Origin of the sequence: Aeromicrobium ginsengisoli (genome assembly GCF_004134905.2) — a bacterium.
Classification (GTDB): Bacteria; Actinomycetota; Actinomycetes; order Propionibacteriales; family Nocardioidaceae; genus Aeromicrobium; species Aeromicrobium ginsengisoli.
This window is the reverse complement of sequence record NZ_SDPQ02000002.1, coordinates 1040066-1055250: the sequence shown is the minus strand read 5'-3', so window position 1 is coordinate 1055250 and position 15185 is coordinate 1040066. Positions and strand designations below refer to the sequence as shown.

Here is a 15185-nt window from a genome sequence, read left to right as displayed (position 1 = left end):
ATGCAGAACGACGCCGCATGCACTCGCTCCGCCCCGCCTCGGCGGTGGATCTTCCACCGTATGAGGGGCCAGAAGGTGGAGAACCCACCGCTGCGACCTTTCGGTGGAAAATCCACCGCCCGTGGGGTCAGGGGATGACGAGCGGTGAGACCGCGGCGCGGATCGACTCGGGGATCGGCGTGACCTGGCGGGTCGTGGCGTCGACGTAGACGTGGACGAATCGGCCGATCGCCGCGGGCTCGTCGGTGTCGCCCTGGAACAGGCCGATGCGATAGACGATGCTCGACGTGCCGAGCTTGGTCACCGCGAGGCCCGCCTGCACGTCGCCGGGGAAGCCCAGCTCGCGCAGGAACTCGCACTGCGTCTCCGCAACGAGCCCGACCGCGTCGAGCCTGCGGATGTCGGTGCCGGTCGCATCGATCAGGAAGCCGTTGACCGCGGTGTCGAAGAACGAGTAGTAGACGACGTTGTTGACGTGGCCGTAGACGTCCTCGTCGGCCCACCGCGTCGTGATCGTGCGCAGGACCCCGAAGTCCGTACGCAGCCGCGGCTGGCTCAAGAGGCGGTTTCTTCCTCGCGCAGGCGCTGGCTGATGACCGCCGAGACGCCGTCGCCGCGCATCGAGACACCGTAGAGCGCGTCGGCGACCTCCATCGTGCGCTTCTGGTGCGTGATGACGATGAGCTGGGAGTTGGCGCGCAGCTCTTCGTAGAGGTCGAGCAGCCGGCCGAGGTTGGCGTCGTCGAGCGCCGCCTCGACCTCGTCGAGGATGTAGAACGGGCTCGGCCGGGCCTTGAACAGCGCGACGAGGAACGCGACCGCGACCAGCGACCGCTCGCCACCGGACAGCAGCGACAGCCGCTTGACCTTCTTGCCCGGGGGGCGGGCCTCGACGTCGATGCCGGTCGTCAGCATGTTCTGCGGGTCGGTGAGGATCAGTGATCCCTCGCCGCCCGGGAAGAGGCGGGAGAACACGTCCTGGAACTCGCGTTCGACGTCGTACCAGGCCTCGGTGAAGACCTGCTCGACCTTGGCGTCAACCTCCTCGACGATCTCGAGCAGGTCCTGCCGGGTCTTACGCAGGTCGTCGAGCTGCTCGGACAGGAACTGGTGCCGCTCCTCGAGCGCCGTGAACTCCTCGAGGGCGAGCGGGTTGACCTTGCCGAGCATCGCCATCGACCGCTCGGCGTTGCGCAGCCGCTTGACCTGGGCCTCGCGCTCGTACGGGACCGGCTCCGCCGGCAACGAGTCGTCCTCGCCCTCGACCGTGATCGGCGGGACGAGCTGGTCGGGGCCGTAGTCGGCGACCAGGGTGTCGACCTCGAGCCCCAGCTCGTCGAGCGCGCGACCTTCGAGCCCTTCGAGGCGCAGTCGCATCTCGGCGCGCGCCATCTCGTCCTTGTGCACCGAGTCGGTCAGCCCGTCGAGCTCGGCGATCTGCTCACGGAGCTGCACGCGCACGGTGCGCAGGGTCTCTTCGCGGCCGGTGCGGGACGCCTCGATCTCGGCGCGCAGTGCGGCGGCCTGGGCGATCGACTGCTCGAGCCGGGCCAGCACCTGGTCGCTCGCGAGGATCACGGCCTTGGCCGTCTCGGCCTCACGCAGCTGGCGTTCACGCCGCTCCTTGGCCTTGACGCGGGCTTCACGCTCGGCCTCGGCGGCCTCGAACAGGGCCGTGACCTGCCCCTCGAGCGCCCTCGCGCGTTCCTCGTTGGTACGCAGGGCGAGGCGGGCGTCGGTCTCGGCACGGCGGGCGCCTGAAGCCTTGTCGGCCAGCTCCTCGAGCAGCGCGGTGTCGGGCTCCTCCTCTGGCGCAGCCTCGGCCTGGGCCAGTCGGTCCTCGAGCTCCGCGAGGCCGGACAGGTCACCGGCCTGCGACTCCTCAGCCTTGGCGATCGCGGCAGCGAGGCGGTCGGCCTCGCCTCGTGCGGCGCGGGCGGTGGCACCGAGATGGCCGAGGTTCTCCGCGACGGCGGCCATCGTGGCGTCGGACTCGTGCAGCCGACCGAGGGCCGCATCGACGCGCTCCTGGGCGACGACGCGCTTGGCATCGGCCGCCTCGTGCTCGAAGCGCAGCCGCTCGAGCGTGTGGCGGGCGCGCTCGAGGTCGCTCTCGGCCTGCGAGATCGCGGCCTGGACCTCGATCAGGCTCTGCTTGGACGTCGATCCGCCGGCGGCGAAGTGGGCGCCGAGGACATCGCCGTCGTGCGTCACCGCGGTGACGTCGGGCGCGTGCCGGATCAGCTCCTGTGCCTGCTCGAGGCTGTCGACCACGGCGACCTTGAACAGCAGGCGGCGCAGCGCCCCCTGCAGCGGCGCCGGCCCGTCGACGGTGTCGATCGCGTACGTCGCGAAGTCGGGCAGCCCGGGCCACGTCGAGTCGTCGACCTCGCCGCCACCCAGCAGCATGCCGGCGCGGCCGAGGTCCTCGGACTTGAGCTTCTCCATCGCCGACACGGCGGTGTCAAGGTGGTCGACGGCGACCGCGTCGGCGGCCGAGCCGAGGGCCGAGGCGATCGCGGTCTCGAACCCAGCGCGTACGGTCAACAGTGCGGCGACCGAGCCCAGCAGACCGCTGATCTCGTCGGTCGCGGCGAGCAGCGCTCCGGCGCCGTCCTTGCGGGCCAGGCCCAGCTCGAGGGCCTCCTTGCGGGCGGCGAACGCGGCCTGCTGGCGCTCCGCCTCCTGCGACTGCGCGCTCAGCGACGCGAGGTGCTCGGTGATCTCGGCGAGCGCGTCCTCGGCCGTCTCGAGCTCCTCGTCGAGCCCGGACTCCCCCGCGTTGAGCCCGGCGATCTGGTTCTCGAGGTTGGTGAACTCACGGTGCGCCTCGACCGCCCGGTTCTCGGCCTCCTCGCGCGCGGCGGTGAGCCGGCCGATCTCCTCGCCGGCGGCCGTCGCGCGGCTCTTGAGCGCGTTGACCTGGCCGTGGAGCCGCGCGAGGCCTTCGCGCTGGTCGGCGGCGGCACGCAGCAGGCCGGCGACCCGACGCTCCTCGGCGGTGTAGGCGGTCTCCGCCTCGTTGCGCTCAGCGATGACGGCCTCGAGCGACTCGGTCGCCTGGGTCACGCCGGCACTGAGCTGTTCGAGCTGTTCTTGAGCCCGGCGGGCGTCTGCTTCGAGCTCCTCGGGCTCCCGCCCGACCCGCTGGTCCTCGGCCTCGACGGCGGCCAGGCGTACGCGTTCGTTGGCGAGCCCGGCCGTGCCGCGGATGCGTTCGCGCAGGCCCGAGAGGCTGTACCAGGTCTCCTGGGCCGCGGACAGCCGCGGCGAGTCCTCACGGAGTTGGTCCTCCAGCTCGGTCTCCTGCTCGCGCGCGGCGGCGATCGCCTGCTCGACCGCCTGGCGGCGCTCCTTGAGCGCCGTCTCGTCGGCGAGCTCCTCAGCGATGACCGAGCGGGCACTGACGATGTCGTCGGCCAGGATGCGTGCTCGCGCATCGCGGACCTCGGCCTGGATCACGGCGGCGCGCCGGGCCACCTCGGCCTGCCGGCCCAGCGGCTTGAGCTGACGGCGCAGCTCGGTCAGCACGTCGTTGAGGCGCGTCAGGTTGCCCTGCGTCGCGTCGAGCTTGCGGAGCGCCTTCTCCTTGCGCTTGCGGTGCTTGAGGACACCAGCGGCCTCCTCGATGAAGCCGCGACGCTCCTCGGGCGTGGCACGCAGGACGCCGTCGAGCTGGCCCTGGCCGACGATGACGTGCATCTCGCGGCCGATGCCGGAGTCGCTCAACAGCTCCTGGACGTCGAGGAGTCGGCAGGTGTTGCCGTTGATGGCGTACTCGGAGCCGCCGTTGCGGAACATCGTCCGCGAGATCGTGACCTCGGTGTACTCGATCGGGAGAGCGCCGTCGGTGTTGTCGATCGTGAGGACGACCTCAGCGCGACCCAAGGGCGGACGGCCGGACGTGCCGGCGAAGATGACGTCCTCCATCTTGCCGCCGCGCAGCGACTTGGCACCCTGCTCGCCCATGACCCACGACAGGGCGTCGACGACGTTGGACTTGCCTGAACCGTTGGGGCCCACGACGCACGTGATGCCCGGCTCGAGCTGGAGGGTCGTCGAGGACGCAAAGGACTTGAACCCACGCAACGTGAGGCTCTTGAGGTACAACGCTGACTCCTACGACGACGAACGGTTGGGGTCAGACTAGACCGCTGGGACTTCAGTGAGCGGCAGGCTCCATCAAGTCGCCGGCGGTCACGTTGTCGACACGCTCACGGATGGTCCGGAGCAGTCCGTCGTTCTCGACCTTGAGGCGCATGATCTCGGCCTCGAGGTCGGCGATGCGACGGTGGAGTGCGGCGGTTTCGCGCAGCTGATCGGAGGTGGGACCTCCGAGGTAGCCGATGAGTGCTTTGGCCATGAAGAATCTCCGCGGAAATGGAACTGAGGGGAAGGGGCAGATAAGGCTGATCTGCGTCTGCCAGTCTCCCACCGCAGCCCATTCGGGTCAACTTCGAGGCACCCGTTCACAGCCCTCAGACAGTGAAGATCTCCTCGCCCACGCGTACGGCCCCGGTGGCGGCCGCCTGGACGGTGTCAGGAGCCGAGTCCATCACGACGACCGGCACGACGGGCGAGCGTCCACCGGCCTCGATCTCCGCGGGATTCCAGCGCACGATCGGCGTACCGGCCGTCACCTCGTCGCCCTCGGTGACGAGCAGCTCGAACCCGTCGCCCTCGAGCTGGACCGTGTCGATGCCGAGGTGCACGAGCAAGCCCTTGCCGTCCGTGGTGAGGAGCACGAACGCATGGGGGTGCAGCTTGAGCAGGCGCCCGTCAGCAGGAGCCACGACGGTCGACTCGGCTCGTTCGGGATCGATCGCGATGCCCGAGCCGACGATCTGCTGTGCGAACACCGGATCAGGCACGTCCGCCAGCGCGATGACGGTCCCCGCGACCGGTGCTGAGACCGTGGTCAATCGAGGTCCTCGATGTCGCTCGCCAGCGTGTCGGCGACCGGGCCGACGACGACCTGCACGACGTTGCCCGAGACGACCACGCCGTACGCGCCGGCGGCCTTGAGCGCGGCCTCGTCGACGAGCGACGCGTCCTCGACCTCGGTGCGCAGCCGGGTGATGCACGGCTCGATCTCGACGATGTTGTCGCGACCGCCGAGTCCGGCGACGATCTCTTCGGCTGTGACCATGGAAAACCCTCCTAGAGCTGCCCGGACGCCACGGTGGCGTCCGGTCCTTCGTGGATCGTGTCATCTGACCAGACGCGTGCTCCGCCGAGCCACGTCACCCGGGCCCGCAGGTCGTCACCCAGGAGCACGAGGTCCGCGCGCGCTCCCGGCTCGAGTCGGCCGAGATCGGTGAGTCCGAGCGCATCGGCGGGCGTGCGCGTCGCCGCCCGGATCGCGTCGACCAGCGCGATGCCGGAGTCGACGGCGTGGCCGAGGTTGGCGTCGAGCGGCTCGTCCGCGCCGGCGATCGTGCCGTCGGCGCGCAGCGGCGGGCTGCCCGCGATGACCTCGAGCTGGTCGCCGCCGAGCTCGTAGACGCCCGGGGGCATGCCGAGCGCCGCCACGGCGTCGGTCACGAGCATGACCCGCCCGGCTGCCGCCGCGAATGCCAGACGTACTGCTGCCGGTTCGACGTGGTGGCCGTCGACGATCACACCCACCGTCAACCGCGGGTCGGTGAGCGCGGCGCCGACGACGCCGGGCGCACGGTGGTGGAACGGGCTCTGCGCGTTGTAGAGATGCGTCACGAGGGTGGCGCCGGCGTCTGCCGCGGCCCGGACCTGGTCATCGGTGGCGTCGCTGTGCCCGACGGCGACCCGGATGCCGGCGGCGACGAAGTCCGCGATCGCCTGGAGGGCACCGTCGCGCTCGGGCGCCATCGTGACGTACGAGATCGCGTCGTGAAGCTCGAGCAGCGGGGCGATGCGTTCGGGCGTGGGATCCACGAGCAGCGCTTCGCGGTGAGCCCCGCGACGCCGGGGTGACAGGAACGGGCCTTCGACGTGTGCCGGGAGGAGGCGGGTTGCCACGCCGACCGCGTTGCTGGTCTCGCGGGCCCCTTCGTAGCGGGTCACCTGCTCGACGAGCTGGTCGACCGTCGCGGTGATGAACGTCGGCACCATCGCCGTGACGCCGGTCGACAGCATGCGCACCGCGACGTCGCGGACCTCGTCAGCGTCGGCGTCCGCGAAGTCGACCGAGAAGGCGCCGTTGATCTGCGCGTCGATCAGGCCGGGGGCGAGGATCCCCTCGTCGAGCACGACGTCGGGCGTACGGGATGGAGCACCGCGGCCGGCATCGGCGATCCGTTCGCCGTCGATCTCGATCCAGCCCTCGCCGGACTCGTCGTCGAGCAGGCCGACGAGTCGCTGTGCGTGTACGAGCGTCGTCACCGTCGAACCTCGATTCGTCTGACTAGGGGTTGACATACCGGGCGATATCCATCCATCCTCACTGGTACGTACCGGATCGTACCAGCGGTTCGGACACTCGTCGAGGGAGTTGCGCATGCTGAACGACAGCCTGCTGCCGAAGCACGTGCAGCTCCGCGCTGCGCTCCTGAAGACGATCGAGGATGAGCTGCAGCCCGGTGCGATGATCCCGTCCGAGCGCGATCTCACGACGCGCTACGACGTCAGCCGTGCCACGGTGCGAGCCGCGATCAGCAGCCTCGTCAACGAGGGTCGGCTGACGACCGTGCCGGGTCGCGGCACCGTCGTGACCCGTCCGCGCGTCGAGAGCAACCTGCACCTCGCGTCGTTCACCCAGGACATGCGGCAGCGCGGCCACCGGCCCAGCACCGAGGTGCTCTCCGCCGCCGTGGTCGAGGCCGGCGAGGCGACCGCGAAAGCCCTCGGCATCAGCCCGGGCGACTCCGTGTGGGAGATCGAGCGCCTGCGACTGGCCGACGACGAGCCCATGGCGCACGAGGTCAGCTGGTATCCCGAGGCGATCGTCCCCGCACTGGGCGACGAGGACCTGAGCGGCTCGATCTACGCGATCCTCGAGGCGACGTACGGCGTCGTGATCACCGACGCCCACCAGACCACCTGGGCCGAGCAGGCCGGCCACACGTACGCGCACCTGCTCGAGGTCGGCGAGACCGCACCGGTCATGGTCTTCGACCGCGTCGGTTCCTCCCACGAGGGCCCCGTCGAGCAGACCATCAGCCGCTATCGCGGCGATCGCTACCAGTTGTCGATGAGCCTCCAACGGGGCCCGTCAGCACGTTGAGTCCGAAGCACCACCACCACCGAGGGGACACTGAAAGATGACTGCCATTTCCACTGGGCGCCGAGGCTTCAACCTCGCCCCCCTTCAGAAGTTCGGCCGCAGCCTCATGCTGCCGATCGCTGCCCTGCCGGCCGCTGCACTGCTGCTCCGCCTCGGCCAGCCTGACCTGCTCGGCGCCGACGGTTGGGGTTGGGTCAAGGTCGCCGCCGTGGTCGGGGCAGCCGGCAACGCGCTGTTCGCCAACCTGCCGCTGCTCTTCGCTGTCGGCGTGGCGATCGGCCTCGCCACGAAGGCCGACGGCTCGACCGCGCTCGCGGCCGTGGTCGGCTACCTCGTGTTCAAGGGCGTCGGGGACGCCGTCTCGCCGTTCGTCCTCGATGCGCCTCCCAAGGGCGGCACCCAGGAGCTCGTCAACTACGGCGTCCTGGGCGGCATCGTCATGGGCATCGTCACGGCCTTGCTGTGGCAGCGCTACTACCGGATCAAGCTGCCGGACTACCTGGCGTTCTTCGGGGGTCGCCGCTTCGTGCCGATGATCACTGCCGTCGCCGCGATCATCATCTCGGTGCTGTTCAGCCTGGTCTACCCCGCGTTCAACGAGGGGCTCAAGAACGTCTCGGACTGGATCGCCGACAACGACGTGATCGGTGGGTTCGTCTATGGCACGCTCAACCGCCTGCTGATCCCGCTCGGCCTGCACCACATCCTCAACTCGGGGCCGTGGTTCCTGTTCGGCGACTACAAGGATGCGACCGGAGCGGTCAGCCACGGTGACATCTACCGCTTCCTCGCCGGTGACCCCGAAGCCGGATCGTTCATGACGGGCTTCTTCCCCATCATGATGTTCGCCCTGCCGGCCGCCGCCCTGGCGATCTGGCAGGAGGCCAAGCCGGCCCAGAAGAAGGCCGTCGGCGGCATCATGATCAGTGCAGCGCTGACCAGCTTCCTCACTGGTGTGACCGAGCCGCTGGAGTTCTCGTTCATGTTCGTGGCCTGGCCGTTGTACGTCATCCACGCGATCTTGACGGGTACGTCGATCGCCCTCACCAACGCGTTGGACATCCACGACGGGTTCGGGTTCTCCGCCGGCCTGTTCGACTTCGTGCTCAACTGGAACATCGCGACCAAACCCGGGCTGCTGATCCTGATCGGGCTCGGCTATGCGGTGATCTACTACTTCTTGTTCCGGTTCGTGATCCGCAAGTGGAACCTGCGAACACCCGGCCGGGACGACGACGGTGACAACTCGTCGATGGAGGGCCTCATCGACCAGCCGATGGATCGGCCGGCGACCTCCGCCGCGTCACCCGCGCCGAGCACCTCGGCACCACCGACGCCCTGACCGACCGGAGCGCCCGCCGTGCACGCGCACGGCGGGCGCTCCGCGTAGGGTCGCGATGTGGATGACCTCTTCACTCCCCCGTCAGGCACCTGGCAGCGCGTCTCGCCCAAGCTGGCGACGATCCGCCGCATCCTGATCCTGATCCCCTCGGCTCTGCTCGTGGTCGCCGGCGTGCTGCTGTTGCTCCTGCTGGCCGGCCTCCAGTGGATCGGGGGCGTGCTGATCGTGCTCGCCCTCGCCGGTGCGGTCTGGGGCTGGCTGTGGGCCGGGCGCAACCAGCGCAGCTGGGGCTATGCCGAGAACGCCGACGACCTGCTGGTGACGCGGGGCGTCATGTTCAAGCGACTCGTCGCGATCCCGTACGGCCGCATGCAGTTCGTCGACGTCGAGGCCGGGCCCCTCGCTCGGGCGTACGGCGTCGCCACCGTCACGCTGCACACCGCGAGCCCGGAGACGGCCGCCGACATACCGGGACTGCCGGCAGCTGAGGCGACGCGACTGCGCAACCGGCTGACCGAGCTCGGTGAGGCTCATGGTGCCGGGGTCTGACGTCGCCACCGAGGCGGTCGGCCTTCGTACGCATCCCCTGACGTCGGTCGTGCAGGGCGCGCTCTGGGCCGCCGCAGCATCCGTTGGCCTGATCAGCTCGATCTTCACCGGCGACGGCTGGGGGGACATGAACGCCCTGCTCAGCCTCGCGATCTCCCTGGTGGGCGGACTGGTCCTCGGCATGGGCTTCGGCTTCCTGACCTGGCGGTTCACGCGGTACGTCATCGACGGCACCGAGCTGCGGATCAACAGCGGCATCATCACCAAGGCGTCGCGCCGCATCCCGTACGAGCGCATCCAGTCCGTCGACATCGCGGAGCCGCTCGTCGCCCGGATCTTCGGCCTCGCCGAGCTGCGCATCGAGATGGCCGGTGGCAAGGACTCACGGACGTCACTGCGGTTCCTCAGCCTTGCCGATGCGCGCGACCTGCGCCGGGTGCTGCTCGCGCGAGCTCACGGCACGTCGCCCGACGACGCCCCGGCCGACGAGCAACGCAGCATCATCACGGTCGTGTCGCCCGAGCGCGTCATGATCGGCACGGTGCTGTCGCTGGACTTCCTGTTCGCCGCTGTCGGCTCGATCGCCCTGATCGTGGGTGCGATCTGGTTCGGCCAGTTCGTCGTCGCTCTCGGCGGCATCATCCCGCTCGGCACGTGGCTCGCGCAGATCATCGCCAAGCGGATCCTGCAGCAGTGGGACTTCACGCTCTCGCGCGGGGACCGTGGCCTGCGGATCGAGCGCGGGCTGCTGTCGCGAACCTCCCAGACGATCCCGTACGCACGCGTGCAGGGCATCGCGATCAAGGAACCGTTCGTCTGGCGCAGGTTCGGCTGGCTGCGGCTCGAGGTCGACGTCGCGGGCTATGCCTCACACGGGGATGACGAAGGCGTCGACTCGTCGTCGATCCTGCTGCCGATCGCGGACCGGGCTCTCGCGGACGCCGTGATCGCGGAGCTGATCCCCGGATTCGCCACTGACGTCCCCCGCACGGCTGCACCCCGACGCTCTCGCGCCTTCGCCCCGATCGGCTGGCGCTACCGCTGGGTCGGCGCCAACGAGCGTACGTTCGTCGCCCGCGAGGGTTGGATCGAGCGCACGACCAGCATCGTGCCGCACCACAAGACCCAGTCCGTCGAGCTGCGCCAGGGTCCGCTGCAACGCCGGCGGCGACTCGCGACCGTCGAGGTTCACACGCCGCAAGGACCGGTCGATGCCGACGGCCGCAACCTCGACGCCGACGAGGCTCGAGCCGTCGTGCTGGCCCAGCTGGCCCGTGCCCGCGCCGCAAGGGGCTAGCCGCCGGAGGTGCCGTCCTCGGCGTCGGGGTCGATCGGCGCGTCCATGTCACGGGAGTCGAGCCAGCCATCGGGGACCGACACCTTCTTGGGGGTGCCCTGACGTCCCCGCGGGGTGCCGAGCTCGTCGAGCGGGTAGGGCTCGGTCGGGTCGAGTCGGCCGAGGAGCTCGTCGAGGTTGGCGTACGACGACACCATGCCGAGCCGGCTGCGGACGTCCTTGCCGGCGGCGAAGCCCTTGAGGTACCAAGCGATGTGCTTGCGAAACTCGATGCAGCCGCGCTCCTCCCCCATCAGGTCGCCCAGCAGCTCGGCGTGCCGGCGCATGACGGCCGCCACCTCATCGAGACGCGGCAGCTCGACGACCTGCTCGCCGGCGAACGCGGCGGCGAGGTCGCGGAACAACCATGGCCGGCCGAGGCAGCCGCGACCGACGACGACACCATCGCAGCCGGTCTCCTCGACCATGCGGATCGCGTCGGCGGCCTCCCAGATGTCGCCGTTGCCGAGCACCGGGATGTCGACCGCGGCCTTGAGCTCGGCGATCGAGTCCCAGTCGGCGCGGCCGGAGTAGTGCTGCACCGCCGTGCGGCCGTGCAGCGCGATCGCGGCGCAGCCGGTGTCCTGCGCGATGCGGCCGGCGTCGAGGTAGGTCAGGTGGTCGTCGTCGATGCCCTTGCGGGTCTTCATCGTGACCGGTACGCCGTAAGGGCTCGCGGCCTTGACCGACGCCTGCAGGATCTCGCCGAGGAGCGTGTCCTTCCACGGCAGCGCCGCTCCCCCGCCCTTGCGGGTGACCTTGGGCACCGGGCAACCGAAGTTGAGGTCGACGTGGTCGACGCCGTGGTCGCCGCACAAGATCTCGACGGCGCGCCCGATGGTCTGCGGGTCGACGCCGTAGAGCTGCACGGATCGGAATGTCTCGTTGGCGGCGAACGTCAGCATCGACAGGCTCGTCTTGTCACCCTCGACGATGCCGCGCGACGTGATCATCTCGCAGACGTACAGGCCGGCCCCCTGCTCGGCGCAGAGCTGGCGGAACGCCGCATTCGTCACACCCGCCATCGGGGCGAGCACGACCGGGTTGGGGACCTCGAGGTCTCCGAGCCGGAGCGTGCGCGGCAGCGTGGCGGTGGACATGTCACCCATTGTCTCAGGCCATGGGGCGGTGACGTGGTCGCCCATCAGTCGCGGGAGCGGTGACTTGGTCGCCCATCAGGCGCATCGACAGGCGACTCGCCCACCGCCCCTTGGGGTGATGGGCGACCAGGTCACCGCCCAAGAGTCAGTGCGGCAGGAGCCAGCCGTTGTCGACGGCGACACGTACGGCTTCGGCCCGGGTGCGGGCGCCGGTCTTGCCGATCGCACTGGAGAGGTGGTTGCGCACCGTGCCCTCCGACAGGAACAGCGTCGCGGCGATCGCAGCGACCGTGCCGCCGCTGCGAGCCGCCTGCAGCACGTCCGCCTCCCGATCGGTCAGCGGCGAGTCGCCCTGCGTCAGCGACTCGGCGGCCAGGGTTGGATCGACGACCCGCAGTCCGCTGTGCACGCGCCGGACGGCGTCGGCGAGCTGCCGCGCAGGGGTGTCCTTGACGACGAACCCGCTCGCACCGGCCGCCATCGCCTGCTTGAGGTAGCCGGGCCGCCCGAACGTCGTGACCATCAGCACACGGCACGTCGGCACCGCGTCGCGCAGCAGCCGAGCGGCGGCCAGACCATCGATGCCAGGCATCTCGACGTCGAGCAGGGCGACGTCGGGCTTGGACTCACGGGCGGCGTCGACGACCTCGTCGCCGCGAGCCACCTCCGCCACGACTTCGAGATCGTCCTCGAGCTGCAGCAGCGCCGCCAGGGCACCGCGGACGAGCGCCTGGTCGTCGGCGATCAGCAACCGGATCATGCCGGCACCGACACTGTCAGGGAGAAGCCTCGGTCACCCGGGCCGGGGCTCGTGGTGACGGTCGCGCCCGCGAGCCGGGCTCGCTGGCGGAGCCCTTCGAGCCCGTTGCCGCTGCCGTCGTCCGGGCACGGGCCGCGGCCGTCGTCGCTGACGCGTATGTGGGCAGGGTCGAGCTCCACCTCGCACCTCGTCGCCTGGCTGTGGCGGATGACGTTGGTGACGCCCTCGCGCAGAGTCCAGGCGAACAGCTCGCGCCATCTCGAGGGCACATCGTCGGCCACCGTCGGCAACGAGGGCTCGATGCCGGCTGACTCCAGAGCCATGCGAGCCGACGCGATCTCACCGGGCAGCGAGATCCCGCGGATGCCCTGGGCGGTCGAGCGTACGTCCGCCAGTGCGTCTCGGGACAGCCGCTGCAGATCCTGCAGCTCGGCCCGCGCCCGCACCGGGTCGTCGTCGAACAGCCGCTCGGCGAGCTCGGCCTTGACCGAGATGACGGTCAGCGAGTGGCCGAGGATGTCGTGCAGGTCCCGGGCGATCCGCGCCCGCTCCTCCTCGACCGCGAGCTCGGACAAGTCCCGCTCCGCGGCCATGAGCTTGGCCTGCCGCTGCCACGCCAGGCGGAACGACCAGACCGCCGCCGCGGCGAGGAGCACCGCGAAGTTGTTGCCGTGCGCCGACCAACCGTCCACCAGGTAACCGGCTGCGGTGATGCCGCCGAACAGCATCACCACGACCGCGCCGGCGTGCCACTTCGGGAGCACGGCCACGGCCAGAGCCGCGATGAACACGAGACAGGTCATCGACTGGTCGCCGGCGCCCGGGACGACGATGCCGAAGCACGTCAGCAGGATCGCGATGTAGGCCCATGCCAGCGGCACCTGCCGGCGGAGGTGGAACTGGGGGATCCGGCTGAGACCGTGCAGGTAGACCACCACGAACACGGCGAGCGCGGCCACCCCGCCATAGCGTGCGGCGAGATCGTCGTTCCTGAGCAGGGCACCGAGCGGGTTGCCGAGGAAGAACAACCAGATGCCGGCCCCGAGGAGCCGCCCGAACCTCGCGCGATCCGCAGGGTCGCTCTGCGGGTCGAATCGGGCGAAGCTCACGGAGCCAAGAGTAGACATCAGACGCGCTTCGTGTCCTTGCTCATCCGCCACGCCGCGCCGCCCACGAACACGGCAACCCACAGGACGACGTTGACGACCGCGAGTCCCAGGTTGCCGTCGTGCTCCATGGGCCACCGGGCGATCACGCCCACCCCGTACGCCGGCGTGAACTTCGCGATGTTGGCGAACACGTCGCTCATCTGATCGAGCGGCACGAACAGTCCACCTGCGAACGAGAGCAGGGCAAGCGACGGTCCGAGCAGCTGCATGACGTTCTCACTCGGCAGGAGGTAGCCCATGAAGAGACCGAACGCCGCGAACACCAAGGTGCACGACCAGCCCAGCACACCGCACAGGAGCAGCCGCCCGAACGAGAGCTCGGCACCTTCCAGGTTGCCGACGACGAAGACAGCGACGATCGCCGCCAGCCCCATCGTCATCGCGACGGCGACCTTGACCGCGACGTAGGCCACCGGTTGCAACGGCGTCAGTCGCAGCTGCCGGCTCCAACCGAGAGCACGTTCGGTCGCGACCATGGCGCCGCCGCTCGTGGTGGCGATCATCGCGCCGTAGACGGCCATGCTGACCATGACGTACGCCGTGACGTTGCCGTGCCCCGCCGACTCGGTCTTGTACTTGCCGTCCGAGCCGAACAGCAGGAAGAACGCGCTCGGCATGACCAACGTGAAGATCACGGCGCGGCGGTTTCGCAACATGCGGCGGAACTCAAGCCGGAGGAATGTCGGCGAGAACCCACCGAGCGGCGGGATCCTGCGAGTCGTTGCCATGGTGGTCATGCGAGTGCTCCTTCGGGGGTCTGGGCGTCGTCGCCGGTCAGGGCGATGAAGGCGTCTTCGAGGTTGCGCGATGTGATCTCCAGGTCGCGCGCAGGGGTGTGGTTGAGGAGGTAGCGAGCGATCTCGTCACTGTCCGACCCGTGGATCAGGACCGAGTCCCCGCGGACGTCGACCGAGTCGACTCCAGCGATCCGGGCAAGTGCCGAGGTGTCGGCCTGATCGAGCGTGGCCCGCACCGTACGTCCGGCAGAGAGCGCCTTGATCTCGGCGGCTGTGCCGTCGGCGACGATCTTGCCCTTGCGGACCAGGACGATGCGATCGGCGTACGCGTCGGCCTCTTCGAGGTAGTGGGTCGCGAACACGGTGGTGCGGCCGTCAGCGGCATCCGAGCGGATCGCGTGCCAGAACTCCCGCCGGCCCTGCACGTCCATGCCGGTCGTCGGCTCATCGAGGATCAGCAGGTCGGGGTCGGACAGCAGCGCGAGGGCGAACCGGAGGCGCTGCTGCTGACCACCGGATGCCTTGCCGACGAGCCGGTCGCCGATGTCGAGGATGCCGGCACGGTCGAGGACCTCGTCGACCGGGCGCGAAGGAATGAACAGCGAGGCGGTGAGCTCGACGGTCTCGCGAACCGTGAAGTCCTTGAGCAGTCCGCCGGTCTGCATGACAGCGGCGACCCGGCCCAAGGCAACCGCCTGACGTGCGTCGCCGCCGAAGATCTGGACCGAGCCCTCGGAGGGCTGGGACAGACCGAGGATCATGTCGACCGTCGTGGTCTTGCCGGCGCCGTTGGGGCCCAGGAACGCGACGACCTCGCCCGGCTGGATCTGCAGACTCAGGCCGTCGACCGCGGTGACCGAGCCGAACCTCTTGACGACGCCGTCGATGCTGACGGCGGGAGTGGATGAGTTCATGTCCTCATCGTGGTGCCGTAGCAGAGCCGCGCCCTGATCGTTAGGTCACGACGTGACCATGACAGGTGTCACGACAA

At 69.7% G+C, this 15185-nt stretch carries 15 protein-coding genes; 4 read left to right on the top strand and 11 right to left on the bottom strand.

Translation table 11 applies throughout. From position 1 onward, the window contains the following. Positions 1-127: 127 nt before the first annotated feature. The 6 genes from ESP70_RS11945 to nagA form a co-directional block, all read right to left on the bottom strand. Positions 128-559, bottom strand: a complete 432-nt coding sequence (locus tag ESP70_RS11945) for an acyl-CoA thioesterase (protein ID WP_149689470.1) — start codon at positions 557-559, stop codon at positions 128-130. Then, entirely contained in the window at positions 556-4110 is a 3555-nt protein-coding gene (gene smc, locus ESP70_RS11940) for a chromosome segregation protein SMC (protein ID WP_149689469.1), read from the bottom strand. Before smc ends, ESP70_RS11945 begins: the two co-directional genes overlap by 4 nt. 52 nt (positions 4111-4162) lie before the next feature. Further along, on the bottom strand, positions 4163-4363 hold the full coding sequence (locus ESP70_RS11935) for a hypothetical protein (protein WP_149689468.1): 201 nt from the start codon (positions 4361-4363) through the stop codon (positions 4163-4165). A 115-nt stretch (positions 4364-4478) separates the two neighbouring features. After that, positions 4479-4922: a PTS sugar transporter subunit IIA gene (locus ESP70_RS11930; RefSeq protein ID WP_149689467.1), complete on the bottom strand. Its 444-nt coding sequence runs from the start codon at positions 4920-4922 to the stop codon at positions 4479-4481. Continuing rightward, entirely contained in the window at positions 4919-5149 is a 231-nt protein-coding gene (locus ESP70_RS11925) for a PTS sugar transporter subunit IIB (RefSeq protein WP_149689466.1), read from the bottom strand. Before ESP70_RS11925 ends, ESP70_RS11930 begins: the two co-directional genes overlap by 4 nt. Positions 5150-5160: 11 nt before the next feature. Further along, a complete protein-coding gene (gene nagA / locus ESP70_RS11920) occupies positions 5161-6360 on the bottom strand; it encodes an N-acetylglucosamine-6-phosphate deacetylase (RefSeq protein WP_188110602.1) in 1200 nt (399 codons plus the stop codon). A 115-nt stretch (positions 6361-6475) separates the two neighbouring features. Between nagA and ESP70_RS11915 the strand changes: the two genes are divergently transcribed. Genes ESP70_RS11915 through ESP70_RS11900 form a run of 4 tightly spaced genes read left to right on the top strand, consistent with a single transcriptional unit; the run spans position 6476 to position 10389 of the window. Beyond that, positions 6476-7201, top strand: a complete 726-nt coding sequence (locus ESP70_RS11915; protein WP_149689464.1) for a GntR family transcriptional regulator — start codon at positions 6476-6478, stop codon at positions 7199-7201. A gap of 37 nt (positions 7202-7238) precedes the next feature. Then, positions 7239-8543, top strand: a complete 1305-nt coding sequence (locus tag ESP70_RS11910) for a PTS transporter subunit EIIC (RefSeq protein ID WP_149689463.1) — start codon at positions 7239-7241, stop codon at positions 8541-8543. 57 nt (positions 8544-8600) lie between these two features. Then, positions 8601-9092 carry a PH domain-containing protein gene (locus ESP70_RS11905; RefSeq protein WP_149689462.1) on the top strand — a complete coding sequence of 164 codons (492 nt, stop codon included), beginning with the start codon at positions 8601-8603 and terminating at the stop codon, positions 9090-9092. Further along, complete coding sequence (locus ESP70_RS11900; RefSeq protein ID WP_149689461.1) at positions 9076-10389, top strand: PH domain-containing protein; 1314 nt, start codon at positions 9076-9078, stop codon at positions 10387-10389. Before ESP70_RS11905 ends, ESP70_RS11900 begins: the two co-directional genes overlap by 17 nt. On the opposite strand, the gene dusB is transcribed toward ESP70_RS11900, so the two are convergent. The 5 genes from dusB to ESP70_RS11875 form a co-directional block, all read right to left on the bottom strand. After that, positions 10386-11537, bottom strand: a complete 1152-nt coding sequence (gene dusB / locus ESP70_RS11895) for a tRNA dihydrouridine synthase DusB (protein WP_223148707.1) — start codon at positions 11535-11537, stop codon at positions 10386-10388. The two genes, ESP70_RS11900 and dusB, sit on opposite strands and share 4 nt — an antisense overlap. Before the next feature lie 136 nt (positions 11538-11673). Next, on the bottom strand, positions 11674-12288 hold the full coding sequence (locus tag ESP70_RS11890; RefSeq protein ID WP_149689459.1) for a response regulator transcription factor: 615 nt from the start codon (positions 12286-12288) through the stop codon (positions 11674-11676). Further along, on the bottom strand, positions 12285-13397 hold the full coding sequence (locus tag ESP70_RS11885; RefSeq protein WP_246162009.1) for a sensor histidine kinase: 1113 nt from the start codon (positions 13395-13397) through the stop codon (positions 12285-12287). Before ESP70_RS11885 ends, ESP70_RS11890 begins: the two co-directional genes overlap by 4 nt. 17 nt (positions 13398-13414) lie before the next feature. Then, positions 13415-14194: an ABC transporter permease gene (locus ESP70_RS11880; protein WP_149689457.1), complete on the bottom strand. Its 780-nt coding sequence runs from the start codon at positions 14192-14194 to the stop codon at positions 13415-13417. Next, positions 14191-15108 (bottom strand): ABC transporter ATP-binding protein, encoded by a 918-nt coding sequence (locus tag ESP70_RS11875; RefSeq protein ID WP_149689456.1) that lies wholly within the window; start codon positions 15106-15108, stop codon positions 14191-14193. The genes ESP70_RS11880 and ESP70_RS11875 overlap by 4 nt, the downstream gene beginning before the upstream one ends. Between the last annotated feature and the right edge of the window lie 77 nt (positions 15109-15185).